The organism is Brevibacillus centrosporus (assembly GCF_003710815.1).
GTDB lineage: Bacteria > Bacillota > Bacilli > Brevibacillales > Brevibacillaceae > Brevibacillus > Brevibacillus centrosporus.
Genome location: NZ_RHHP01000021.1, coordinates 17,874 through 41,666, shown reverse-complemented (window position 1 = coordinate 41,666; position 23,793 = coordinate 17,874). Strand labels below are relative to the sequence as shown.

33 protein-coding genes are annotated in these 23,793 nt (G+C 48.5%); 10 read left to right on the top strand and 23 right to left on the bottom strand.

Annotation, left to right across the window (positions count from 1 at the left end):
- Nucleotides 1-60: 60 nt before the first annotated feature.
- From EDM55_RS17715 to EDM55_RS17705, 3 genes are all read right to left on the bottom strand, one after another.
- Nucleotides 61-492, bottom strand: a complete 432-nt coding sequence (locus tag EDM55_RS17715) for a CoA-binding protein (protein ID WP_092272900.1) — start codon at nt 490-492, stop codon at nt 61-63.
- A gap of 21 nt (nt 493-513) precedes the next feature.
- Nucleotides 514-2,013 carry a leucyl aminopeptidase gene (locus EDM55_RS17710; RefSeq protein ID WP_122960930.1) on the bottom strand — a complete coding sequence of 500 codons (1,500 nt, stop codon included), beginning with the start codon at nt 2,011-2,013 and terminating at the stop codon, nt 514-516.
- An 82-nt stretch (nt 2,014-2,095) separates the two neighbouring features.
- On the bottom strand, nt 2,096-2,467 hold the full coding sequence (locus EDM55_RS17705; protein ID WP_092272906.1) for a DUF309 domain-containing protein: 372 nt from the start codon (nt 2,465-2,467) through the stop codon (nt 2,096-2,098).
- Between the two features lie 225 nt (nt 2,468-2,692).
- Between EDM55_RS17705 and EDM55_RS17700 the strand changes: the two genes are divergently transcribed.
- On the top strand, nt 2,693-3,169 hold the full coding sequence (locus EDM55_RS17700; RefSeq protein WP_092273048.1) for a divergent PAP2 family protein: 477 nt from the start codon (nt 2,693-2,695) through the stop codon (nt 3,167-3,169).
- A gap of 25 nt (nt 3,170-3,194) precedes the next feature.
- Nucleotides 3,195-3,962, top strand: coding sequence for a cobalamin-binding protein (locus EDM55_RS17695; protein ID WP_092272909.1), 768 nt, complete (start codon nt 3,195-3,197; stop codon nt 3,960-3,962).
- Nucleotides 3,963-4,067: 105 nt separating this feature from the next.
- Here the strand turns inward: EDM55_RS17695 and EDM55_RS17690 are convergent, their stop codons facing one another.
- From EDM55_RS17690 to EDM55_RS17670, 6 genes are all read right to left on the bottom strand, one after another.
- A complete protein-coding gene (locus EDM55_RS17690; RefSeq protein WP_092272912.1) occupies nt 4,068-4,685 on the bottom strand; it encodes a 3D domain-containing protein in 618 nt (205 codons plus the stop codon).
- 156 nt (nt 4,686-4,841) lie between these two features.
- Complete coding sequence (locus EDM55_RS17685; protein WP_092272915.1) at nt 4,842-5,102, bottom strand: YuiB family protein; 261 nt, start codon at nt 5,100-5,102, stop codon at nt 4,842-4,844.
- Between the two features lie 171 nt (nt 5,103-5,273).
- Entirely contained in the window at nt 5,274-5,417 is a 144-nt protein-coding gene (locus EDM55_RS30340) for a YuiA family protein (protein ID WP_170184441.1), read from the bottom strand.
- Nucleotides 5,418-5,599: 182 nt separating this feature from the next.
- Complete coding sequence (locus EDM55_RS17680; protein ID WP_122960929.1) at nt 5,600-6,076, bottom strand: NUDIX domain-containing protein; 477 nt, start codon at nt 6,074-6,076, stop codon at nt 5,600-5,602.
- A 95-nt stretch (nt 6,077-6,171) separates the two neighbouring features.
- Complete coding sequence (locus EDM55_RS17675; protein WP_092272921.1) at nt 6,172-6,423, bottom strand: hypothetical protein; 252 nt, start codon at nt 6,421-6,423, stop codon at nt 6,172-6,174.
- A gap of 1 nt (nt 6,424) precedes the next feature.
- A complete protein-coding gene (locus tag EDM55_RS17670) occupies nt 6,425-7,615 on the bottom strand; it encodes an NAD(P)/FAD-dependent oxidoreductase (RefSeq protein ID WP_122960928.1) in 1,191 nt (396 codons plus the stop codon).
- 387 nt (nt 7,616-8,002) lie between these two features.
- Here EDM55_RS17670 and EDM55_RS17665 point away from each other — a divergent pair, with 387 nt between their 5' ends.
- Both EDM55_RS17665 and EDM55_RS17660 read left to right on the top strand, forming a co-directional pair.
- Nucleotides 8,003-9,013: an NAD(P)/FAD-dependent oxidoreductase gene (locus EDM55_RS17665; protein ID WP_122960927.1), complete on the top strand. Its 1,011-nt coding sequence runs from the start codon at nt 8,003-8,005 to the stop codon at nt 9,011-9,013.
- A 130-nt stretch (nt 9,014-9,143) separates the two neighbouring features.
- Nucleotides 9,144-9,428, top strand: a complete 285-nt coding sequence (locus EDM55_RS17660; protein ID WP_092272930.1) for a hypothetical protein — start codon at nt 9,144-9,146, stop codon at nt 9,426-9,428.
- A 21-nt stretch (nt 9,429-9,449) separates the two neighbouring features.
- Here the strand turns inward: EDM55_RS17660 and EDM55_RS17655 are convergent, their stop codons facing one another.
- Together EDM55_RS17655 and EDM55_RS17650 are read right to left on the bottom strand one after the other, a co-directional pair.
- A complete protein-coding gene (locus tag EDM55_RS17655) occupies nt 9,450-10,055 on the bottom strand; it encodes a hypothetical protein (protein ID WP_122960926.1) in 606 nt (201 codons plus the stop codon).
- Between the two features lie 156 nt (nt 10,056-10,211).
- A complete protein-coding gene (locus EDM55_RS17650) occupies nt 10,212-10,574 on the bottom strand; it encodes a hypothetical protein (RefSeq protein WP_246071030.1) in 363 nt (120 codons plus the stop codon).
- A 138-nt stretch (nt 10,575-10,712) separates the two neighbouring features.
- Here EDM55_RS17650 and EDM55_RS17645 point away from each other — a divergent pair, with 138 nt between their 5' ends.
- Nucleotides 10,713-10,913 carry a hypothetical protein gene (locus EDM55_RS17645; protein ID WP_141295706.1) on the top strand — a complete coding sequence of 67 codons (201 nt, stop codon included), beginning with the start codon at nt 10,713-10,715 and terminating at the stop codon, nt 10,911-10,913.
- A gap of 169 nt (nt 10,914-11,082) precedes the next feature.
- Nucleotides 11,083-11,508, top strand: a complete 426-nt coding sequence (locus EDM55_RS17640) for a DUF6157 family protein (RefSeq protein WP_122960923.1) — start codon at nt 11,083-11,085, stop codon at nt 11,506-11,508.
- Nucleotides 11,509-11,573: 65 nt separating this feature from the next.
- On the opposite strand, the gene EDM55_RS30335 is transcribed toward EDM55_RS17640, so the two are convergent.
- The 9 genes from EDM55_RS30335 to EDM55_RS17610 form a co-directional block, all read right to left on the bottom strand.
- Nucleotides 11,574-11,723 (bottom strand): hypothetical protein, encoded by a 150-nt coding sequence (locus EDM55_RS30335; protein ID WP_170184440.1) that lies wholly within the window; start codon nt 11,721-11,723, stop codon nt 11,574-11,576.
- 73 nt (nt 11,724-11,796) lie between these two features.
- Entirely contained in the window at nt 11,797-12,192 is a 396-nt protein-coding gene (locus EDM55_RS17635) for a cupredoxin domain-containing protein (RefSeq protein WP_259676093.1), read from the bottom strand.
- Nucleotides 12,193-12,482: 290 nt separating this feature from the next.
- Entirely contained in the window at nt 12,483-12,971 is a 489-nt protein-coding gene (locus EDM55_RS17630) for a GNAT family N-acetyltransferase (protein WP_122960922.1), read from the bottom strand.
- A gap of 124 nt (nt 12,972-13,095) precedes the next feature.
- A complete protein-coding gene (locus EDM55_RS31065) occupies nt 13,096-13,218 on the bottom strand; it encodes a hypothetical protein (RefSeq protein ID WP_259676092.1) in 123 nt (40 codons plus the stop codon).
- Between the two features lie 87 nt (nt 13,219-13,305).
- The gene (locus EDM55_RS17625; RefSeq protein WP_122960921.1) at nt 13,306-14,127 is read right to left on the bottom strand and encodes a metallophosphoesterase; all 822 of its coding nucleotides are present in this window, start codon (nt 14,125-14,127) and stop codon (nt 13,306-13,308) included.
- 113 nt (nt 14,128-14,240) lie between these two features.
- Nucleotides 14,241-15,296 (bottom strand): DUF4153 domain-containing protein, encoded by a 1,056-nt coding sequence (locus tag EDM55_RS17620; RefSeq protein ID WP_307723944.1) that lies wholly within the window; start codon nt 15,294-15,296, stop codon nt 14,241-14,243.
- Nucleotides 15,297-15,316: 20 nt separating this feature from the next.
- Nucleotides 15,317-15,598 (bottom strand): hypothetical protein, encoded by a 282-nt coding sequence (locus tag EDM55_RS31060; RefSeq protein WP_246071029.1) that lies wholly within the window; start codon nt 15,596-15,598, stop codon nt 15,317-15,319.
- Nucleotides 15,599-15,772: 174 nt separating this feature from the next.
- Entirely contained in the window at nt 15,773-16,132 is a 360-nt protein-coding gene (gene erpA / locus EDM55_RS17615) for an iron-sulfur cluster insertion protein ErpA (protein ID WP_092272955.1), read from the bottom strand.
- A gap of 150 nt (nt 16,133-16,282) precedes the next feature.
- Nucleotides 16,283-16,504 carry an aspartyl-phosphate phosphatase Spo0E family protein gene (locus EDM55_RS17610; protein WP_092272958.1) on the bottom strand — a complete coding sequence of 74 codons (222 nt, stop codon included), beginning with the start codon at nt 16,502-16,504 and terminating at the stop codon, nt 16,283-16,285.
- A gap of 369 nt (nt 16,505-16,873) precedes the next feature.
- Between EDM55_RS17610 and mqnE the strand changes: the two genes are divergently transcribed.
- Nucleotides 16,874-17,977, top strand: coding sequence for an aminofutalosine synthase MqnE (mqnE, locus tag EDM55_RS17605; RefSeq protein WP_092272961.1), 1,104 nt, complete (start codon nt 16,874-16,876; stop codon nt 17,975-17,977).
- Nucleotides 17,978-18,041: 64 nt separating this feature from the next.
- Here the strand turns inward: mqnE and EDM55_RS17600 are convergent, their stop codons facing one another.
- Nucleotides 18,042-18,293 carry a DUF1450 domain-containing protein gene (locus EDM55_RS17600; RefSeq protein WP_092272964.1) on the bottom strand — a complete coding sequence of 84 codons (252 nt, stop codon included), beginning with the start codon at nt 18,291-18,293 and terminating at the stop codon, nt 18,042-18,044.
- 178 nt (nt 18,294-18,471) lie between these two features.
- Between EDM55_RS17600 and EDM55_RS17595 the strand changes: the two genes are divergently transcribed.
- Nucleotides 18,472-19,539: an NAD(P)/FAD-dependent oxidoreductase gene (locus EDM55_RS17595; RefSeq protein WP_092272967.1), complete on the top strand. Its 1,068-nt coding sequence runs from the start codon at nt 18,472-18,474 to the stop codon at nt 19,537-19,539.
- A 135-nt stretch (nt 19,540-19,674) separates the two neighbouring features.
- On the opposite strand, the gene EDM55_RS17590 is transcribed toward EDM55_RS17595, so the two are convergent.
- Complete coding sequence (locus EDM55_RS17590) at nt 19,675-20,016, bottom strand: hypothetical protein (protein WP_092272970.1); 342 nt, start codon at nt 20,014-20,016, stop codon at nt 19,675-19,677.
- A 345-nt stretch (nt 20,017-20,361) separates the two neighbouring features.
- Between EDM55_RS17590 and EDM55_RS17585 the strand changes: the two genes are divergently transcribed.
- Nucleotides 20,362-20,562 carry a hypothetical protein gene (locus EDM55_RS17585; protein ID WP_141295703.1) on the top strand — a complete coding sequence of 67 codons (201 nt, stop codon included), beginning with the start codon at nt 20,362-20,364 and terminating at the stop codon, nt 20,560-20,562.
- A 1,907-nt stretch (nt 20,563-22,469) separates the two neighbouring features.
- Here the strand turns inward: EDM55_RS17585 and EDM55_RS17570 are convergent.
- Entirely contained in the window at nt 22,470-22,721 is a 252-nt protein-coding gene (locus EDM55_RS17570; protein WP_122960919.1) for a hypothetical protein, read from the bottom strand.
- 146 nt (nt 22,722-22,867) lie between these two features.
- Between EDM55_RS17570 and EDM55_RS17565 the strand changes: the two genes are divergently transcribed.
- Nucleotides 22,868-23,785: a tyrosine-type recombinase/integrase gene (locus EDM55_RS17565; RefSeq protein ID WP_071977829.1), complete on the top strand. Its 918-nt coding sequence runs from the start codon at nt 22,868-22,870 to the stop codon at nt 23,783-23,785.
- The last annotated feature ends 8 nt before the right edge of the window (nt 23,786-23,793 follow it).

Here is a 23,793-nt window from a genome sequence, read left to right as displayed (position 1 = left end):
TTGCCTGCACAAAAACCCCCGCGATCCTGCGAGGGTTCTCTTGTTCCTTTTGCCGCTTGCTTATTTCCCTACACGCAGCAGTGCGTGATCGACTTTGATGCACATGTCGTTGACCACAGCAATTCCATCCGCGCTCATCAGGGCAGCTGCCTCGTCATTGGAGATCCCTTGCTGCATCCAGAATACTTTTGGTTTGCTCTTCATTTTTTTCGTATCTTCTGCTACTGGCAGGACATCCTCGCTTTTTCGGAAGACGTTGACGATATCGACTGGCTCCTCTATTTCTGCCAGGCTCGCCAAGGCCCGCTCACCCAACACCGTTTCACCTGCGATTACAGGGTTGACCGGGATGATTTTGTAGCCTGCGTGCTGCATCGCATCTGCGATCATGTAGCTGGTGCGATCTGGCTTGTTGGAAAGCCCGACGACGGCAATCGTTTTGGCTTCCTCCAGCAGCTGTTTGCGAACTTCGTTACTAGGATTTTGTACCATATTTCAACACTCCTTTAGGAATTAGGATTGGCTGCGATTCGATACAAATTGAACGATGGTCCGAGTCATGACACCGGTACCTCCATGGGGCTGCATGTCGCCGGTATTGGCATTGTAAGCCGTTCCTGCGATATCCAGATGCACCCATGGCGTATCTTCTACAAACTCCTGCAGGAAAACACCGCCGATGATGCCGTGTCCATAGCGTCCGCCCGAGTTTTTCAGGTCGGCAAAACGGCTCTTGTTCAACTCCCGGTACTCTTCAAATGTCGGCAGCTGCCACAAGCGCTCGCCTGCTACATCTGCCGCTTCCAGCAGCTCTGCCATGAGGGCTTTGTCATTTGTCATCGCCCCGGAGCAGTAGTGACCCAATGCCACCACGATACCGCCTGTCAACGTAGCTGCATCGATCAGGCAGGTTACCCCTTGCTGCTTCGCGTAGGTGATGCAATCTGCCAGTACGAGGCGGCCTTCCGCATCCGTCGTAATGATTTCCACGGTTTTTCCGCTCATGGTCGTGATGACATCCCCAGGACGGAAAGCCGTACCCGATGGCATGTTTTCTACCGTACCGATGACAGCCAGCACGTTTACTTTCGGCTTGATTTGGCCCAGCGCTTCGAGAGTACCGATCATCGCTGCGGCTCCACCCATGTCGGATTTCATGTCTTCCATACCAGCTACCGGCTTGATGGAGATCCCACCTGTGTCAAAGGTGACCCCTTTTCCGATCAGACCGATGACATCATCCCAGGTCTCTCTTCCCTGGTATTTTACTGCGATAACGTACGGCTCAAGCTCGCTGCCTTTTGCAACGGACAAAACCCCGCCCATGCCGAGTTCCTCCAGCTTGGACTGCTCCAGGACTTCGACTGTCATGCCGTAACGGTTTGCCACTTCTACGGCTGCGTCCTTTAATGCTCGCGGCGTCAAATAGTTGGCAGGCTCGTTTACCAGTGTGCGGGCCAGATTCGTACCCGACACCAGCGCTCGACCCAAATGAACGCCAGCGTCTACCAACTGTTCGGCGTCTTCCGCTGTCATCACCCGCACAGCAGCGACAGGATCAGCCTCGCGCTTGGCTTTTTGGCGATAGCCCTCATAGTGATATTCAGCAAGCCCAAACGCTTCTGTCACCGCCTGAGCCAAACGATCTGCGGCGAGCTTGTCGGTCGTAGGCAAATCGATCGCGACCGTTTTTTCTTTTCCTTTTCCCAAAACGGTTTTGGCAGCACGTCCCCATGCACTGCGAGCCGCTACAAAATCAAACTTCTCTGGTGCACCCATGCCCACGACAATCAGCTTTTTCGCTGCCAGTTTACCCATGCTATGAATAACCGCGATAGCTTTTGCATCGCCGCTGATTTCCTTTTCCTTTTGCAAAGCGCTCAAGCTGCCCGAAAAAGCTTGCTCCAGCTCAGGGTACACCTGCGCCAGCTCTTCCCCTTTCCACAGTGGAACAATCAGTTCGTCACACTCTACATGAACTAGCGCAATCCGTTTTTCTACGGTCACTTCCATATACTCTTCCCTCTTTCCCTGTGATAGGATACAATTATGTGCACATTTGTAGTTTTCAACGCCTTGATATTCGAAGGCCCAATTACGATGTGTCGATACGCAAACGCAAGGACGGAAAAACCATGGCTTTGGCTTCTCCAGGAGGAATCACGTCAACATCAGGCAAGGCACTCTCGCAGGCTTCTATGTACCCGACCACACCTGCCACATCCAGTCCCCAATGAACAGGGCCAAAGCGGTTCAGGTACTTTCGAGCGTTGCCAAACATCCAGCGAGCGCCTTTGATATTGCCGTATTCCCGATGATACAGGCCGACTGCCATTTGCAAGAGCCCTTGCAGGAACTTGTCGGATTTGTTTTCCATCCAGATCTCTTCGAGGAGATCATGGCATTCGTAGTACTCACCTTCATTGAATTTCTCAATGAACTGCAGATACTGTCCGGGATACCGCATGGATGTTCACACCTTCCGTTTCACCGTTGCAAAAAGAAAACCTCGTGAAACGCTTCCAAAACACTGTATGTAGAGCTGCCTGACAAATTTTTTTCATCAGCTGCTTTACTAATGGTATCACAGATTGGCATTCCGTTACATCCATACGAAAACTTCACGGATGGAGACCTCGCCCTTCTGTTACAATATACGAAAGAAGCGTACGTAGAAAGGAATGGATTTTCCGTGGCGGATATTTTAGAAAACTTCCCCTTATGGGCTGCGCTGCTTGCCATAGGAATCGCCCAATTCATCAAAATTCCCCTCAATTATTTCGCTACCAAAACATGGCAATGGTCGCTGATGTTGAGCACAGGCGGCATGCCTAGTTCCCATTCTTCAGCTGTAACCGCTCTCTCCACGGCAGTGGGTCTGCGTGAAGGCTTTTCCAGCAACATGTTTGCTATCTCCGCCATTCTTGGTGTGATCGTCATGTTCGATGCGGCCGGTGTCCGCCGGCATGCCGGGATGCAGGCTGTGGTGCTGAACAAGCTCGTGGATGAGTTTAATCATCTCCTGGAAGGCATGAAATCACTCAAGGTGCGTCCGAATCAGGAAAAGGCCAAAAAGCTGAAGGAGCTCCTCGGTCATCAACCGATCGAAGTGCTCATCGGCGGTTGGCTGGGCATCATGATTGCGCTTTTGGTGCATCCGTTCTTCTAAGGCATACCCAAAGGGGGGACTTTGCATGCGAATTGTTTCCATCTGTCCGAGCAATACGGAAATCCTCTATTATCTGGGTCTTGGTGAACAGGTCGTGGGGCTGGACGATCATTCGGACTGGCCCCTGGAGTGGCAGCACTTGCCCAAGGTGGGGCCGGACCTGACCATCGACATGGATCGGGTAGCGGCGCTGAAGCCTGATCTGGTCGTCGCTTCTCTGAGCGTACCCGGCATGGAAGCGAACGTGGAAGCCCTGCAGTCGCGCGGCATTCCCCACATCGTCCTGAACCCATCGCGTATCAACGAGATAGCAGCAGACATCCGACTGGTCGGAGAAGCGACAGACATGCATAAGCAGGCGGATCAGCTCGCCACTCTTTTTGACGAAAGAGTGGAAACCATCCGACATCGAGCGTCTCAATATTCTCACCGTCCCAAGCTCTACTGGGAGTGGTGGCCCAATCCAATCTACACGCCAGGTGAGGAAAACTGGCTTACGGATGTGAGTGAAATCGCCGGCGCCATAAATGTCTTCTGTGACTATCCGGTAGCAAATGTCAAAGCGACACGCGAGATGGTGGCCGAGCGCGATCCAGATCATATCTGTGTCGTCTGGTGCGGGATTGAGCTCAAACGCATCAAACCCGCGATGATCACCGAGCGTCCCGAATGGCAGGAAATGACGGCGATCCGCAAGCACCAGGTCCATTTGCTTGAAGAAGGACTGTACTGCCGTCCCTCCCCCCGCATTCTCGACGGCCTGGATAAGCTCGTAAGCCTGATTCACCCCTAACACAAAAACGTTCAGACCTGATTTTGGCCTGAACGTTTTTTCATTTTTTCTTTCATGCTGCCTACGCAGCATCTTTGTTTTGCTTATGCTATTCACTTTTTTGTGTTAATTTACGACTTCCGCCATTGCGGCGATTCCTTTTTGGTTCAGGCTGTTGAGAAAGGCTTCTGTCAGCTTGCCATCACCTCGTCTGACGATATAGACATCCACTGATTTTTTGCCCCATTGCTTGAACACGTCCTGCTTGGTTTCAAAATACAGGTCAATCTTGTGTCCGCGGATTGCTCCACCTTTGTCCGCTACTACACCATAGCCGTAGCCCGGAATGTACAGCACCGTCCCAATCGGAAAGATACGAAGGTCAGCAGCAATTGTTGAGTAATCGTCTCTTCGTACTTTCACGCCTGAATAAGTGATGCCGTAAGAAGGATGAGACGGATTCTTGCCTGTCGACTCAAATCCGGCGTAATAGCCTGTCGCTACGACGCGTACTTTCGGAAACTGATCCAGGAGTGCGTCCGATTTATCAATGACTTGAGTGAGGGAGCTAGCGGAGACCGTGCGTTTTTTGACGACCCGCTGCCCATCTTTCGTTTCTCTAATTCCAAATGCAGTTTGGATGCTGCGATCTCCAACTGCGTTATAGCCATACCCATCGCTCGCAAATCCCGTCAGAACCATGATGAACAGAGCAATGAAACTGATTGACAGCTTCCCATTCATTTCTGGTAAACCTCCTCTCGGTTCTAGTCATGTCCCGAAGAGAAGGAAAGTATACACAAATTTTGGATGGTTTATGAAAAATTCAGTATATTGCGTCCGATTTTCCCCACACAAAAAAAGGATGCCCGCCCAAATGGGAGCACCCTCAGCCTGTTATTAAAACATCCGGTATCCTTTTTTACGCAGGGTGTGAATCGTCCATCCCGATGCTACCGTCCCTGCCATGCCACATCCTAAAATGACCGCATCCCAGATGCCTGGAACTACTTTTTGATAAACCAGGGCACCTACAAGCACCCCCAATGCAATGACCACGGGGAACCACGTTGTTTTCAAAATCATGTTTAAAATAAATCCGATGCCAAAGCCCAGCACGGTAAAAAGAACAATGGATACTACAAACTGAAGCAAACTCATCGATCTTACGCCTCCTGCCTCTCCCGCACATCCACCAATGGGGTGCAAAGATGGCTATTATCGTATTTTAGTGTAGCCTAAACCAGATGGACTGGTCAATATTTGACAACAAGGCGGACTCGCAAAAAAAGCCGGCACGCTCTCGCGCCCGGCTTTTGTACGTATGCTCGTTTACTTATTCGCTGCAGAAACAGGTTCCTCTTGATGATGGGTTCCAGACCCTTCACAGTTCGGACAATTTTCCGATCCGCCCAGGAGCAGTTGGAAATACCCTTGTCCATTGCAGTACGGGCATTGTTCTTGTTTATGTCTCATGGTGAGCTCCCCTTTCCTATCTTACATGCGTTGGAAATAATTGCATGTATTTTCTGATAATTTTGATGTATCTAACTTTAACAGAAAAAACGCCGTCTGCACAATTCAGTTATTGTGTGAAAAAACAGAAAAAACCGTGATGTAAGCGGAAACATCACGGTCTAGCTTCTTCAATCGCACCATTACTTGAATATTTTATAGGATGTGTACTGAAAGACTGGATCGATATCGTATGTCTGCCCTGGCATCCCGCTCTCTCTTTTTGCATAGCCAGGTAGAATGATTTTTAAGTAGGTAGATGACAGCGGATCCGTCAAGAGTTCACGGATGGGCGTAAAGCAAGTCTCGGCGATTTCCCCCTCCTGTGGACGCGGCTCGCCGCTTACATAGTCCATCCAGAAGACGACCATATTATCACTGATCGAGCCTTTAATGACACCAGAGCGAATCCCTGCCACCTGTCGCACGACGGCTTCCACACCTGTCTCCTCCAAGACTTCGCGAACGGCTGCCTCGTCTACCGTCTCTCCTTCTTGTACAAATCCTGCAGGAAAGGACCACTGCCCTTTCAAACCACTGTAGTCCTTTTTGACAACGAGGGCTTCTTCCCCGCGAATGACGATCCCGCAGGCCCCCAGCCACACTTTTCCTTCACGCACGTGTATCGCTTCCCTTCTCGTCCGATGCTGTGCTTTGAGTATACCATTTCTGGCAAAGGAAAAGCCCCCCGGCGCATACCGGAGGGCACTCTCTCTTACTCGTCATCGTCGTCCAGCAGTCCGTTGTCGATCATATAGCGAAGGTTTTCCCGATCCCGCTCTCGTCCTTTTTCCTTTAGGCGCTCAATGGCGGGCAGGATCAGTATGTCTACCTCGTGCTGTACATGCCAAGCGAGATCATGGCGCCCCTGTTCCTCCAGGTAAGCCCCCACTTCCATCATGGCATTGTAACGGTCCATCTCTTCTTTGGTCATCAAGCCTCTGACCTGAATACTTGCATGACGCATGCTACAGCTTCACCTTTTTCAGGGCGAGACCGACGCCACCGATTTTGTACAGGTAGCGCAAATCGCTTGCCTTTTTCATCATGGCTGCCGTGCTGCCGAATAATTTTTTTGATCCGACCTGACCGATGCCTTCCCCTTTGCCAAGAGAAGCCAGCGTTCCTTGCAGGTGCGGGGTAAACTTGTGTGTTACTTCTCCTCGAATGATTGCGACGAGGTTCTCTCCGAGCGTTTCGCCTTCTTGAACCGCGATTTGGGCTGTCGGCGGATACGGGCGTCCTTCCTCGTTAAAGATCAGCGCGCAGTCACCTACGACAAATACGTTTTCATGGCCAGGCGCACGCAAGTATTCATCTACTTTTACGCGTCCACGCATCACTTCAAAGCCAGCCTGTTCGACGATGCTGTTTCCTCTCACGCCAGCGGCCCAGACGACCGTTTTCGCTTTGATCTCTTCTCCCGTTGCCAGCAGAACACCATCTGGCGTACATTGCTTGATCGGCGTGGCGATTTTGAATTCGATTCCTTTTTTGCCCAAAACGTCCAGCGCGTAGTTGACCAGCTCGGGGTCAAAGCCAGGCAGAGCGGTCGGTGCCGCTTCGATGCAATATACCTTCACTTTACTCGGGTCAACGTCGAATTCCTCGCACAGCTCAGGCAGACGATCCCCCAGCTCTCCGCAAAACTCGATTCCGGTAAAGCCAGCGCCGCCCACTACGAACGTGACGTAATCCGTGCGGTCAGGCTCCTGCTTGAATTTTGAGAACATGTACTGAATATGCTCCCGAATGTTGCGGACCGCGTTGATGCTGCGAATGCTGAAAGCGTACTCCTTCAGCCCCTCGATGCCGAACGTTTCCGGCTCACTGCCCAGCCCGATGACGAGGTAGTCATAATCGAGGATCTCGCCGCTCTCCAGTGTGACGGTCTGCTCCTCAGACTGAATCGATTTTACGGTTCCTTTAACAAAATTCACTTTCTCTTTGTTGATGATCCTATCCAAATCGACGCGGGCATGATCAGCAGAGGCGGTACCAGCGGCAGGCTCATGGAGCCAGGTCGTGATGTAATGGTAGTTGTGCTTGTTGACCAAGGTGACTTCCGCTTCGTTATAGTTCAGCTTTTTCTGCAGCTGCAGCGTGGTGAGCAGGCCTCCGTATCCGGCGCCGAGAATGAGGATTTTAGGTGTACTCATGAATATCCCTTCCATTCATCAGGATAATGGTAACTAAAGGATGTTTGTGCCAAATTTCACGTGATTTGTTACGAAATAGGATGCCCCAATCTCGGATGTGTTGTCGGCTCGGAATGGTTGCTCTGGGTAGCCTTCAATTCCAACCTGTGAAAAATTGCACAAAGCTAGAAAAAATGTGTCAATTTCTTTACAGTTACCCTCATCATATCCAGTGATGCTTGGTTTGGCAAGGTTTTTTTACCCATCTTTCCCAATTCCATCTTTGGACTAGCTCTAACGCGCTCCTCCTTTTTATTTTTCCCTCCAGGAACATTATTTTCGTATAAAAGAAGTATTTCTATAATGATGGATGCGCTGGATTTTGATTAATTCCGGAGGTGCTTGGGATTGAATTTTCTGCAAAGGGATGAGCATATCTACGACATCACGATCATTGGAGGCGGCCCGGCCGGATTGTTCACAGCTTTTTACGGTGGTATGCGCCAGGTAAGCGTAAAGCTCATTGAGAGCATGCCGCAGCTTGGCGGTCAATTAGCTGCCCTTTATCCTGAAAAACACATATACGATGTGGCTGGTATACCCAAAGTGTTGGCTCAGGATCTGATCAATAATCTGAAGGATCAGATTGCTCGTTTCCAGCAAAAGATATGTTTGGAAGAAAAGGTCGAGAATGTTGCGAAAAATGCAGACGAAATCTTTGTGATTACCACCGATAAAGGCATGCACTACTCTCGGGCCGTGATCATCACAGCCGGTGTAGGAGCCTTCGAACCTCGCAAGCTGGAGCATCCGGATGCCAGCAAATACGAGAAATCAAACCTGCACTATTTTGTTACCGACCTGAACTCCTTCAAAGGCCAGCGCGTTGCCGTCATCGGCGGGGGCGATTCCGCCCTGGATTGGTCTTTGATGCTCGAACCCATCGCAAAAGAAGTGCACCTCATTCATCGGAGAGACAAGTTTCGAGCGCACGAGCATAGCGTTGACATCTTGATGTCCTCGAGTGTCAACGTCACAACCCCCTACGAAGTGACCGCGCTGCACGGCGAAGAAGCCATCGAGCGTCTCACCCTGACCAACTGCACGACCAAGCAAGAGCTGGACATCGAGGTTGATGCTGTCATTGTCAACTTTGGTTTTAGCTCTTCACTCGGTCCGATCAAAAACTGGGGCTTGGCACTGGAAAAAGGGTCCATTGTGGTCAACAGCCGCATGGAATCGAACATTCCCGGCGTTTATGCCGCAGGCGACATCGCCACCTATCCAGGCAAGGTCAAGCTGATCGCTGTTGGTTTTGGCGAAGCGCCCACTGCTGTCAACAACGCTGTCGGCTACATTTTCCCAGATGCAAAGCTGCAGCCTGGTCATTCCTCCAGCATGGACAATTTTAAATCCTAGGTCTTGCCTAGAACGAGCGCGGGAGTAAGCCTCCGCGCTTTTTTGCTGTATGGGATTGGAACGCTTGCATACTCCCCCTGCTTCCCGCGCACAGTAGGAAGAGCCCAATCTTCTTTTCGAGGAGGATCTCATGGACCATCTCTGCCCGGTTTGCAATGGTTTGGTTGCCTTGAAGCAAGCGTGCTCCCGGTGTGGAAATCGCTTGGATGATGCAGGACGGCTATACGACTTTTACGGTGACTACAGTCCTTATCGGGAAATCGATGACGCAAAGATGGATAATGGCTACCCCGACCGCCAAAAAAATCAATGCCTGCATACCGGCTGGTGTCCACAATGCCATGCGAGTGAAATGGTGATTGTGCAAGAGTGGACACCAGATCGGCTAAACGCACAAAAGGACGCGCACCAGTGACACGTCCTTGTTTTTGCTGCGTTATTTTTGTTTTTCTGCCAGCCGTTTTGCGAGACGGTCGTTTTTCGCCTTCATTTGCTCTAGCAGCTTGGGCAAAGCGGCTTTGATTTTTGCCGCATCACCCGAAGCAATGGCAGCATCGAATTCCTCGTGGACCTGCTTGAATTTCTCGCGCTGCGCCTCTCTGTTTTCCTTTTCACCAGACGGCACGGTACCGCGATTTTTTTCCTTCCACTCCTTGTACTGCTGCTCCATCTGTTCGCTGCTAATCTCCCCGCTTTTGACCTTCTCTCTCAGCTGGTCTTTCATTTTGCTTTTTTCCTCGCTTGCAGTTTCACGAGCTGACCGGAGCTGCTCTAGCAGTCGCTCCCGTTCTTTCATCACGGACTGCCATTCCCCTACACTGTTTGGCGTGTACTTCTCCGCCAGTAGCGTCATGTACATCCTTTGATGGGCACCCATATGCATGCCGTATCGCATTTTGACCTGGCCTTTTCCATGATCACCATGCGCCAAAGTCACATTGTTTGCCTGGACAAGCGGCTGCTGCACCGCCAGGACACTTCCCGGCATTGCCAAGCCCACGACCAGAGCCGTAGCCATCCATCCTGTTTTCCATTGCTTCATGCTGTCCACTCCTTTTCCAGTCTGTACAATCGTCGCTCGACCTGAGAGGAAAACGGGTCTAATCCATCTCCGCTTTCCTCCGAAAGTTTGTCCATCGATTGTGGCACGATTGTTGAAGAAATATGGAAAAATGTTGTAATTTTTCCGTGACTGCCGTTAAAAAGGGCGCAATTCGTTTCGATTTAGGCCCAAAAGCTTGACCAACCCCATCTGCTCCAAATCCTGCTTTGTTTTCGACGTTCCATGCTGATAAATGATTTGGTAAATCGCTCGCAGGTTGTCATCGTATTCATCGTTGTCGCGGTCCGGCATGTCAGACCAGAGCGTATGCCCGTGCATCCACATCATGAAGTCCCCATGCACGCAGTTATTCATCAGATCACGCAGCATCCCGACTTCCACATCGGTTGCCTCAATCTCAAAGTCATACGTCGAAGAGCCTTTTTCACTCCGAATCTCTGCAACAGTCGTACCGCTTTGCAAAGTGATGTAATATCGATTTTTATCCAGGGCCACCATCTCCTATCCATCGAACTCGGCCCTGCTGTTGGGAGCGGAGCCTGTGGAAGCTGCGTCTTAGCATTCCTGCCTTACTCCTTTACCATTCCCATACAAAGGCAAAATATGTATTTCGTTATGCAAAGTTTTTTTATAAAAGTGGCACAAAAAGCCGAACTTCTCTACACACTGGCTCAAAAGAAAGCGGAGCAAGAGGTCAAAGCCTCGAATGGAAAAGTAAACGAGGCCAAAGAAGCATGGGAGAAAATGAAATCGAGCCATCCATCCGCTGAGGAGCAATATCGCGAAGCTTACCGCTCTTACCTCGGTGGACAAAAAACGTTGGCTTTAGCTCGCTGACGAGAAAGAGGAATGGCTGAAAAGCACTACGAAAACCATCGAGTCCGCCTATGCGTACAACGTCGCTGTGGCAGCATTCCTGCAATCCACTGGCTATTAATCCATTATCCTTTTTCCAAATCTTGCATACCACTTCACCTCTCGCTATGCTAGTAAGTAGGTGATGAAGATGCGATTGATTATAGATACTTTCGTGCAAGTGGCACAGGATTGTCCCGTAACGACTGGAGTCGTACCGACCACAAAGCCGAATGCAAAGCCGTCCATTCACGTCCTGCAGTACGAGCTTTTGTCTATCGATCCCTATCGCTACACCATAGATGATCTGATCTATGAGGTACATATCCGCCATAAGGAATACCCCGAAGAGACGATCGCCAAGGACGCAGACCGAATTTGGGCCGAGCTGTTTTCGAAAAGCCATCCTTGCATGCGCGCTTCCATGCTTCCCAAAAAGTACGGCTGGGGCGTTCACTACGATCCCGCAGGAAAGCTCGCGATCTACGGTATGGAAACCGAGCAGTACCGCAAGTTCGTGGAAGGTACATCGGGCACACCCAAGCTGGTTTATGCCATGCGCAACAAACGGGCTTGACTTCCATGCAAAAAGCGCAGAATCAAGAGATGATCTTGGTTCCGCGCTTTTCTTTTTTTCCCCTGCTACTTGTTTTCCTTGCGCAGGTTGTGGCCCGTATTTTCTCCCGTTTTCGGCGGCGTGCTGCGGGAGCCTGCTGATGCCTCTGTCGGTCGCTTGTTGTTGTGCTTTGCCATCTCTCTTGCGACACCTCCTGATGTTTGAATGGTACGCAAGATAGTATGCCCCTGTGGAAAATGAGAAAACACTCTGACCCGCGAAGCAGGCCAAAGTGTTTGGTGGGCTGGTTTATTTTACGACAAGTTTGGCTACCATTTTGCCATGGTCTGGACCGCAAATCACGTTGCAGAAAATGGTGTACTCGCCAGCTTTATCGATTTTCAGTGTCTTGCTGCCTTCTTTTTGAAGCTCAAAATCTGTGCCTTCGATGCCGATCCCGTGGAAGCCTTCAGCAGACTTGAAGTTCACGGTGAATTCCTCTCCCGCTTTCACTTCAAATGTATCCTGATTGAATTTCCAGTTGCTCGCTTCAATATTGATCGCCGTACCTGTCGTCGCAGCTGGAGCCGCAGCGCTTGGTGTACCGCTCGCCGCCTGATCCTTGCTCTCGCCGCCACAAGCTGTCAACAGCATCGCTGAAAAGGCAACAGCGGAAACTAGCAATCCCCACTTCTTCGTCATCATGACCCCTTCTTTCTTCTTGTTCTACACTTCCATTTTACTGAAAGAAAGTCGTCCAAAATCTGGGAGTCTGTGACCGAATCGTGACTGAATCGTGACGAATTGGCTAACTTCTCTTCCCACTTCCTTCTCCTCTTTTTACCCCTCGCTGCCCAGCTGAATCTGATAGATTTTTTAGGTCTGCCTCGCAATTTTTCCTGCTTCTTGTACAGAATTCGTGCCCAAAAAATCAACCTAAAATTGCCGCGAGTACAAAAATCAGCCCTGTTTTGGCCACTCCCGACAATCACTTTTTATAAACTTGCGTCATGACTTGCGAATACTTGCGTTCTTCTTCCTTCTTCTATTCGTTCGGTAAATTTTCCGTCTGTATATTCCTCTATTACCTTTTTCCAAAAGTGTTGAGCAGGCTTATTGTTATCAATTTGATAAACTTCCCATTGCCCCTTATGCAAATCAAAAATATCTTTAGCAACCAGTTTCCCTAATCCTACCCTGCGATACTTTTTAGCAATAAAAAATTCAGCAATTGAAAAATAAACATCACTGTTCCTATTTTTCAATTTGACCAAGGCAACCCCAACAATCTTTCCATTTAACCGAATTAAATACGGATAATTGGGGTCTGTTGTCCAATATTCATCTATTGGATAATCACCATACTTACCATTTTCTTCAAAGTGCAAATCCATAAATTCTGAAAAATCATAGATGTAGAATTGCAACAGATTGCGGAGTGTTTCTTTATCTTCCAAGGTTGCTACTTGTATTTCATAGTCCATTCTTTATACCATCCTTTTTTATTTTTCTTCAAATTGGAAAAAAGTTAGCTTAGTGTAGTCCATGCCTTATGTAGTAGATTTTATAATACCAGAAATTGGAATGCCTATCCATATCGTTATCGCTTCAAATTTTGTTCATAGTCGGTCGCCTGGTGACCGTTATTAGGCAGTCAGAGCCAGAGAAGGTTTCTCGATTCGCGCCTTGTTCGCGCTCGGCTCCTTCATTGGCATCATAGCGTTCCACCACAGGCAGTAGCCTCCTCACCAAATTTTGATCTAGTTCCCCATCCAAAAAGAAGAACGCCTTCGAAGCTATTTACGGCAGCGAGGAGGGCTATTTTTTGCGGGGCGGATGATTGATCAAATACACCATGATTTCCGGAAAGCAGCAGAAACGCAAAGGAATGCGGGACGTGCCCAGCCCTCGGCTAATCGCAAACAATCCGACCCGATCATCCTTCTTGATCCCAACATGAAAGTGCCTGTACGGCCCCAGCGTTTTCCCGAGCAGTCTGATTTGCCCCCCATGCGTGTGCCCTGTGAGCAGCAAATCCCCTTGGACGCCATTCGCCCGAATATACGAAATAATGCTGGGAGAATGAGCGAGCAGCACCGTGCAATCCGCGTGCTCATCCGAGACTTCTGTATGGTATTGCTCAAAGCCGTAGGTTGAGTTATCGAAGCCATATATCCGCATCCGCGTGTCTCCGATTCTCACGATGCTATCCTGATTTTCCAAGACCTTCATGCACGTCTGCCATTGCTTTTTGCTGGCCGCGTAATCCGCTCCGGTGTAATTCCTCTTTTGAAACCCACGCATCTCTTCACGCTCGTAATTGCCTGGAACGAAGAAAATTCCATCCTTCGCCACAAGCTTTGCGATTTCCCTCATCACGTTCGCGAGCTGATCGCGGTTTTGCGTCAAGTCTCCGGTGACGAAAATCATGTCGGGCCGCCAGCGATTGACCAAGCGATGCAAGGTACCATTCAGAAAGCGGGTACGCCCGTGCAGGTCAGTAATGTGAATAAAAATGGATGGTGGCATACGTGGATGAGAGAGATGGACAGGCGTCGTCTGGACATACAGGGTATGGTAAACAAACACCATCCCCCCTGCCGCAATACTGAGAAGAAGCACGATGGCAGCTCCAGTCATATCGGTAGTCCTGCTCCCTTCTATTGCTTGATGGTTGGGGAGAGATCATGCTGCTCTTTCCTTTTATGCTCGCCATCCTTGTCCTATTCGCGTATGCATCTGGAATGTCCTCTCTATTCCTTCTGCAAATGCGTTTTCGCGACATATCTGGCGATTGTAAAGGACTGCCAGCTGCGCTCTTTCTGCAAATGGTCCCTCTTTTCCTGAAGGTAGTGCTGGATTCTATCCCCTATCCCTTTATCCTCTCGCAGTGTGGCGATGAGCGGAATCGCGTCATCGGACAGCTCCATCAAATACGCGACATCGATTCTCCCTGTCTCGTAGTAGCGTTGGATGTTGTTTTGGGCTATCACCGCATCTACCTGGATGTAATTCAGTACGACATATGCAGCAATTCCCGCGATCCCGTAATATTTGAGCAACGAAAAATCGTTTCGCCAGATTTTCAGGAAAGCGATCACGAACAGCACAAACATAAAGATCATGAAGGCATGCGCCAAAAATCGCGTCTGCGTGTAACCATAGGCCTCTTCATAAAGCGACAACCGGAAGTAAGCCGAAAACAGCATAAAGCTCGTACAGATAGTCAACAGGCTAAGCATGGCCTGCACGAATTTATAGATAACGGGCTGCGCTCTCGATACGAGATGCATGAAGCTGACCAGCAGAATGAAGTTGATGATCGTCAGGATCGTGACGAGGATAACCCCGTCCCACGCAATCCTTTTTTCTTCCGATCTCTCCAGTAGCTTGTCGGCTACTTCTTGCGGCTTTGGACCAATGACGGCATAGAAGTAACCAAAAATCAGAAGGGCGACCAGACCAATCCTGAACAGGCGGTATAACGCCTCTGCAGAATCCCAGTCAAACAAGAGGCTCGGTATTTTTGCTAGAAGGTGTCCGAAAACACCGTCTGCCTGTGTGAGTAGTGTGAGAACGACTAGTAGAATGGGAAGCGAGATGCCGATTCCAGCCAGTATCTTCACTGCTATTCCGTATTTCCTTCGGTCCATCCGGCTTTTAAGCCAGTGGCGGAGAAAGGCAAAGGGAATCATGGTGTACTTGAGGGTATACAGCAGCACGGTCTCCATCATCTCACCTGCAAAGCCCAGTGAGTACCAGCTCTGTCTGTGCCGTTTGAGGAGCAGCATCGTTTGCGCCACGAACAAAAATGGGACAGCCAGGAAATTCAATAGTCGGAATAGCGTATTGTCGTATAGAAAAAAGTCAGCGCGAGAAGAACGATTGGTACTGTGAGCAGCCATGCAAACAGCTGATCTCGAGAAAAGGTCAATTGGCTTTGCTGTTTAGCTTGCAAAAAAAACAAGGCGTACAACCCAAACACAAACAATGGATAGGAGATGCCAAACGCCTTTCCATAGAACAGGTAGTCACTGAGAACACCGATTGCCATGGAACCAAGCCACAGCCAACGCAACCCTCTATGTATTTGTAACTGCTGTGCTTCCACAGTCTTTCACTCCTTGATGCGTATTCGCCATCCGGGCGGCCGTCCCAGATCCAGCCAGATGTAAATACGTGGAAACACGACAGACAGATACAAGAGATGGAAATTAACCTCCAAAAGAAAAAACCTTTGCAGCTGATGTAAGCCACAAAGGTTTGATTATACTTCGTTATTTCCTTAGTCGTCGCACTTCTCCGCTTTTCCTTCGGCCAGTGCCGTCTTGAAGGACGACCCACAGCCACAGGAAGCCACCGCATTCGGATTCACGATGGAAAAACCGCCGCCCATCATGGATTCCTTGTAGTCAATTTCGGTGCCTTTAATGTATAGATAGCTGTCTTTATCGACAACAATTTTCACGCCGTGCTGCTCGAAGGTCTCGTCGCCTTCTTTCATTTCCTGATCCCAGCCCATGCCGTAGGTGAAGCCACTGCAACCACCTGGTCTGACTCCCACGCGTAGGAACAGATCCGGGTTATTTTCTGCTGCCAGCATTTCTTTTACCTTCAGGCTGGCTTGCTCTGTCAATGTAATCATGCCTCTTTCCTCCTTCTACAGGCAATGGCAATATTCTTGCGTATCTATAGTATACATAAAAAGGAGCTTCCTCTACAAGGTTCCCCTGCACTTCGAGAGCCCATTCTGAGAAACCCACTTATTAATGAAGAAAAGAAGGGTTTCCCCTTCTTATGCGAAAAATGCTTTGTTTTCCAGAAGATAAAATCGATACGGTTTTTTACTTGTGCCTACCTTAGACAGACTATGATCTATTTGGTTCAGTTCGTTGTGTAGTTGATCAATTTGTATACTGTATTCTAGGACTTCTGGATGATCCAACCCAAACTCTAACCCCATACTTACCATACGCTGTCGAAGGAGTTCGATTTTTTCGAGCAAAACGTCCCGCATTTGAAGCTCCTCCTAATAGTAGATCAGGCTATCTACCTATATTTTACAAGATTACCTAGGAATTCGCAAACAAAATTTCCCACTATCTCCTATTTCGGGGCAATATTTTGCCGATAATTGTTAGATTTTTACAGCCAACACTTGGTGAACTTATGTTATTGTTCCCTCTCTTCAAGAGGTTTATAATATAGATGCCTTGTTGTCCGATATGCAACACTCGAAGCGGATGGCTCGCCTACTGCTACAAAGGGTTAGACATCCTCCTACATCAGAGATTTCTCTCTTCCCCATGAACGTACAAGATTGGGAGAAGCTGGACGAACCTCTTTAAAATTCCCATATTACGAATCATGAAAGGACGTGTTTGGAATGGCGCTTGAAACCATTGCCATCCAAGACAAATCGCTCGCAGGCATCGCTGAAAAAGTACAGCATGGCGAACGCCTTACCTTGGAAGACGGTGTTACCCTCTTCAATTCCCACGATTTGCTGACGATTGGACAGCTTGCCAATCTGGTGAATCAACGTAAGAATGGCGACAATGTGTATTTTGTACAAAATATGTACATTAATCCGACTAACGTCTGTGAAGCGCACTGCAAATTCTGTGGTTTCCGCCGCGACAAGGATCAAGACGGCGCGTACACCATGAATACGGAGGAGCTCCTGCACTACGTCGAAACACGCTTCCACCCAGGCATTCGTGAGTTCCACATCGTAGGTGGGCACAATCAGCACATGCCTTTCGAATACTACATCGACACGCTGCGCACGCTGAAAAAAGCGTACCCGAATGTTACGCTCAAATCGTATACAGGCGCTGAAATCGAGTTCTTCTCCCGCATATCCGGCCTGTCCATCGAAGGCGTTTTGAAAGAGCTGATGAACGCTGGTCTGGAAAGCTTGACTGGCGGCGGTGCTGAGATCCTGACTGAACGCTATCGTATGAAAATGAGCCCAGAAAAAGCGAGCACCGACATGTACCTGCAGGTTCACCGGACGGCTCACCAGCTTGGACTGAAAACACACTCTACCATGCTCTATGGCTCTATCGAGACTTTGGAGGAGCGCGTCATTCACATGCTGCGTCTGCGCGAGCTGCAGGACGAAACCAACGGATTCATGGTATTTATCCCACTCGCTGTACAGCCGATCAAAGCAAGCGCGGGCATCAAACGCCGCAACTCTGCGATTGACGACCTGAAAACGATGGCGATCAGCCGTTTGATGCTGGATAACTTCCCGCACATCAAAGCGTACTTCATCAACATCGGTACGCAGCTGACCCAGCTGTCTCTCACCATGGGGATGTCCGACGTACACGGTACCCTCGTTGAAGAGCGCATCAGCCACGCTGCAGGTGCACTGACACAACAAGCCCTGACTGTTGATGAGCTGGTCTGGCTGGTAAAAGGTGCTGGCAAACGCGCACTGGAACGCGATACCTTCTACAACGTCGTCAAAGAACACTAATCGGATGAAAATAAAGAAGCTGATGCTCGATTCTGCGGCATCAGCTTCTTTCTATTAAGACATCTTAATAAGGAAAGTCTTCTTCATCCTCGCGTATCTTGTTCTTTATCTTGGTCAAAAGTTCATCTGCTGTTTCGGCCTGCACAAGTTTTCCATTGACAAGGGCAAAGGGCAACATATAGCACTCTCCGCAATAACCCAGACAGCCGTATTCCAAAACATCTACATCCAGATCAGGATCGTTCTCGAGTGCATCCAGAACGGATTGGGTATAGGAAGAAACGTTGCTGGCACAAAATTCTACTAAAGGCTTCATCTTACTTCACCTACCGATACAATCAATCGACATCGTCACGTCCTTTATTGTACCGCGTCTGCTGTAAAAATCCAGCGGAGAAAACGGGAAAAAGATTCTGCTTGCATTTTTAGCGAAAGAGACTAAAAATAGAATGGGTGCTGTATTAAAACGGACAGAAGAAAGGACTAGACCTTCTATGAAACGACTTGTGATCCTTGGTGGAGGATACGGGGGTCTTCGTATTATCGAGCGAGTCCTGTCCCCTGATTTACCAGATGACGTGTTTATTACCCTCGTGGACCGTATGCCTTTCCACGGTCTAAAGACAGAGTACTACGCTCTGGCTGCAGGGACAACACCGGAATCTCACTTGCGCGTCACTTTTCCCAATGATCCTCGCCTGACGATCAAATATGGGGAAATATCCGACTTGGATATGGACGAGCAGGTAGTGAATTTTACTAACGGGGACACCATTTCCTACGACTGGCTCGTAATTGGTTTGGGCTGTGAGGACCGTTACCACGATATCCCTGGTGCAGAACAGTATACGTGCTCCATTCAATCCATGGGAGCAACACGCAGCACTTATTCCGCGATTAATAACGTCAATCCATATGGTACGGTTACTGTCGTAGGTGGAGGATTGAGCGGTGTTGAAATGGCGGCAGAGCTGCGCGAAAGCCGTCCTGACCTGAATGTACGTATCATCGACCGTGGACAAAGCATTCTCAGTCCATTCCCGAAAAAGCTGCAGGAATATGCTTCCCAATGGTTCATCGAGCATGAGGTACAGCTCGTCTCCATGGCCAGCGTGACTGGCGTCGAGCCTGGCGTTGTTTACAACCACAACCAACCAGTCGAGAGCGACGTCATCGTATGGACCGCTGGTATCCAAGCAAACCGAATCGTGCGCTCACTCCCGATCGAAACAGACAACATTGGACGCGCCAAATTGAATCAGTATCATCAAATTCCATCCCATCCAAATGTGTATGTAGTGGGCGACTGTGCGAGCACCATCATCGCACCGAGCGCTCAGACAGCTGAATTGCAAGGCGAACAGATCGCCCTGATGCTGAAAAAAGACATCAAGGGTGAAGAGTATCCGGCTTCTCTCCCTGCGCTCAAACACAAGGGCTTCCTCGGTTCCCTCGGGAAAAAAGAAGGCTTTGCAAGCATGGGGAAAGTTTCGCTCGTGGGACAAATGGCTCGCGTCATCAAAAGCGGTCAACTGTGGATGTACAAAAAGCATATGGGATAAAAAACGCGTTTTCATCCGCCGCATACGGAAGCTGCCCAAAGCACTTCTCCATGCAGCTGCGATAACGCCAAAAAACCTGTTGACCCAAAGTCCAACAGGTTTTCTTTTTTGTCTTTTTCCTTTCGTGGCATGCAATCAGCGCTTTTGCACTCGCAGCACCGGCACCTTTTTCAGCTCATACGTACCCGCAAGCACCCCTTCGTGAATGACGCCCAGCTTCAGCAAGCTGTTGATTTTCCCGCTGTCGGCTCTCGACATTAAGCGCCAAAGGGATGGGTCAGGTAAAGAATTGAACAACCGCTCATCGCTATAATCCCGACGGTCCTGATAGGATATAGTCAGTTTATAGGCGCCTTCTTCCAACGAATCCGTGTTTTTGCAGCTTTCCATCAGCTTGCTGCGCAAGTTGCCTAGTTCTTCCTCCACCTGCTTCTGCATCTCTTTCAGCTCGTAATAACGGGCCAGATGCTCTTCCATCCGCTCGTCCTCCTTTTGGATTGCTTGCACCACCATGCAGTATATGAGCCTGTGATCCACGATAGAACGGTGCTCGCGAAACCAAAAGGAAGCCCCCGCTCCGATTCCTTTGAGCGAGGGCTGATTCGTTTTCTCGTATCGCTCACTTGACCGCTTATGTCCGTCTTGCTATGTCCTCTGCTCTGGTTGAACTTGTCGAGCGCGGCTATAGCGTGGATCGCTTGCCTGCTTCTGTCCAGCGGCAACTATCCGATCCTGGTCCCGGCTTCCCTTAACTTTTACATTTAATTGGGGGGAGCTAATCATGTTTTGATCTTTGATTCCAGAAAGGGTGCGAGATTGTTTATGCAAATTAAAGTGTTGACTAGTGCGCTTTGGAGAGACGAGGCAGGTTGGTTGTATCTGTTGACGTTGCTTGGAGATCGCTACGAGGTGATCGAGCCTCAGACTATTACGCTCACGGAGACCCTAGAGAAGGTTCAGACGGATGAACTGGAGGAGTATCATTACGGCATGCACGTCATTGCATCTTGTGTGATCAACTAGGCCGGTTGCATGGCCAGACTTTCAACTTACGCAAAGAGGAGAAATCTGGAGCTACAGTGAGATCGTAAAATTTAGCCTGAAAGCCGGTTTTGTCCACCACTCATGGACAAATGATGGTTGCTGGTTTTGTGCTAATCGCTGAAAACGGCGAAAAACGCTCGAATTTGGACATCCGGACGCTTGTTTACATAAAATAGATTATAGGCCCCCCTTTAGCTTGATTCAAAATAAGATACTAGGCTACCAATAAATTGAGCAATCCGCCTAAACAACGGATTGCTCACAATTTTTAGGGGTCCCGCCAACATTTTAACGAAAATATACGCTAAGCCCTAATCGACCGAAAAAATGCCGGTATCCTGTACGCTAAGGATACCGGCATTTTTGTTACTTCTGTTTCTTGATTTGATCGATCTGCTTCTCATACGCCTCGGATTGTTTCTTCAATTCCTGCTCATGTTCCTTGCGAAGCTGTTCAATGCGTTCATACAACGATTGAATTTTTGCCGTCGATTCCTCGTTTGATTTTTGGAGTTTGTCCTGGAACTCGGTTCGGAGATGTAATAGCTCTCTTTCTTTTCGACAGTGCGCTCGAGTTCAGCTTTATAGCGTCCCTCGGCCTGACGAAGGACTTCCTTCTGGATCTCATCCATACTTTGAATCGTTTCTTTTTCTTTGTTCAGTTCCTCTTGGAGCTTGGCGATTTGCTGCGTTAACCGGTCAACTTGATCCTTATAGGATTTACTTTCCTCGTATCCTTAACGAAAATCGTTTACGAGACCGGTCAATGTATCGTTTTTCTCTTTGTATTCCTGGATTAAGGGGTACCACCAACAAAACGCGGATTTTGTACGCTAAGCTCCGTTGGACCAAAAAAAGCCGGTATATCCTGTACGCTAAGGATTACCGGCATTAATAATTGGGGATCAGGATTGCTTTTTGCCAACATCGATAGTTACTGCACCTGATCTCTCAGGTTGTGCTTTACCTTCCCACCCCAAATCTAAATGATCTGAGACGCTGCAGCATATCACATTTCGACAACGATTAGGTGTATTTATTATTTATTCCATTATGAAAATGAATGTGCTAATGTAAGCGTTTCGTTTAGCCGAACTAATGACTATGATGTATGAAAATGTTAAAGGAGTGTTTGAGTTATGAAGAATTTTCTCAAAGAGCTCCGATCCATCAACGATATAAATTCCCTGGAGAAGATGAGGGAGCAATTCGTATTCCAAACTTTTGACATGAGTTTAGATTGGGATACCCGATTGGCCATTTTCAAAAAGATTGAATTGTTAATAAAACGAATGATTGAACTGGAAACACTTTAAACCCTTCACCAAAACTCGGCTAGCTGCGTATAATGTATAACTGCATAGCTCGAAACACAAAGGTGACTTAGCAAGGAATCCACATTCCTTGCTTTTTTAGTTTGGAGAACTACTAAATAAATAACCCCCCAAAAATTACTGGGGGAATTTCTGCTGTAGAGCTCAAAGGTGATTGCTCCACAACAATTTATGTAGTTCCTTCCCAGTTGGTGAGTCGAATTGAAAACATTTCCGTACTACTTGGGGTTCAGCTAACATTTTAACAATATTATACGCTAAGCACATAATTGTGAAAAAGTCGCTTTCTCTACTCTAAGGTTAACTGGCTTCGTTTTTTCTCAGATCATATTGATCAATAGACATCACCGCGATTATCGATAGTCAATATGTAAATCATTTGTTCCGTATGGTTGACTCACCCTATATGTACCCACTCGAAGGCGCATAAGCTTACCTCTTCCCTTGAGTGGTTTTATATCGCCTACTGGCGGACGAATAGCTAGTCCAGATAACGCTTTTCTAATGCGTTCTTGTATTACTCTTTCCTGTTTTACAACAAACTTTACAGCATCACGGCTTAATGTCAGTTGGTAAGTTGAGCTCACTCATCGCTTCCTCCCATGACATAAATTCGGCGCTGCCTTTCAATTGTCGTTCTTCTTCTTCGCTCAAAGGAACATCATCTGGTTCCATCAATGCAATCTCGTCCCAGTCTGGTCGGTGGCGTATAGAAAGGTATTTCAGATAGTCAAATGCTGATTGGTTAGCCTCGTCTGGAAGAAGTTCAATTAACTTTATTAATTCACGTTTGCTAATGGCCATGAAAACCCTCCTCCAAGCAATGTCCGCTAATTAAGATTAGCGGTCGTTATGCATTTTCAGATCGCACACTTGATGTCCGCTAATGTATCAGTTAAGATAAGAATACCATGTCCGCTAATGTAAGTCAAGATTTGGAGGCTTTGCTAATGAGAGAGACGACCGGGATTTCGGAACAGGGTGAGCAGACTATTCATGACTTCATTCACGCTCTCACCACCCGCGAAGATTTGAATCCCAAAACGCTAAAGGAATACGCAAGCGACCTGAAACATTTTATTGGTTGGTTTGAAACAGCCGACCACCAAGAGGAAGAAGTTATATTTCGAATCGAAGATGTGGCTACTCCAACATTAACACGATACCGGGAAGCCGCGCAAAAAGTGATGGAATTAAAACCGGCGACCATTAACCGGCGACTTATAACTCTGAAACGTTTTTTTGAGTGGGCCACTTCGGAATCCAGGATTCGCCGTGATCCTTCAAAGCCGGTCAAATTGGTTCCGGAAGAAAAGGTAAGCCCTCGGCAGATGACTGACAAGGAAGAAGCTGCATTGATTGCTGCGGCCGAGCATAGCGGCTCTCTCCGGGATCAGACGATCCTTATTGTCATGCTTCATACCGGCATCAGAACGATGGAGGTTTGCGACTTGACTCCCGGCGATATTCAAATCGGAAAACGCAGCGGTCAACTTACGGTGCGGTCCGGAAAACGAAATAAACAGCGTGAAGTACCTTTGAACGCAACGTGCAGATCTGCTTTGGAAAAATATCTGACAGTTCTTCCTCCGGATAGTCCTTATCTGTTTCCTTCGGAGAAAACTGGCGATCGATTAACCGAACGAGCTTTACGCCATTTGATTCAAAAATACATGAAAGTGGCGCGGCTCGAAGGACTGAGCGCACACGATCTACGGCACCGGTTCGGGTACGTGATGGCAGAGAACACGCCATTGCACCGCTTGGCGCAAATTATGGGACACGATAGTCTGGATACAACGATGATTTACGTCAAGGCGACTCGCGCGGATCTGCAATCTGAAGTCGAAAAAATAGCATGGCAATGAGGGGATGA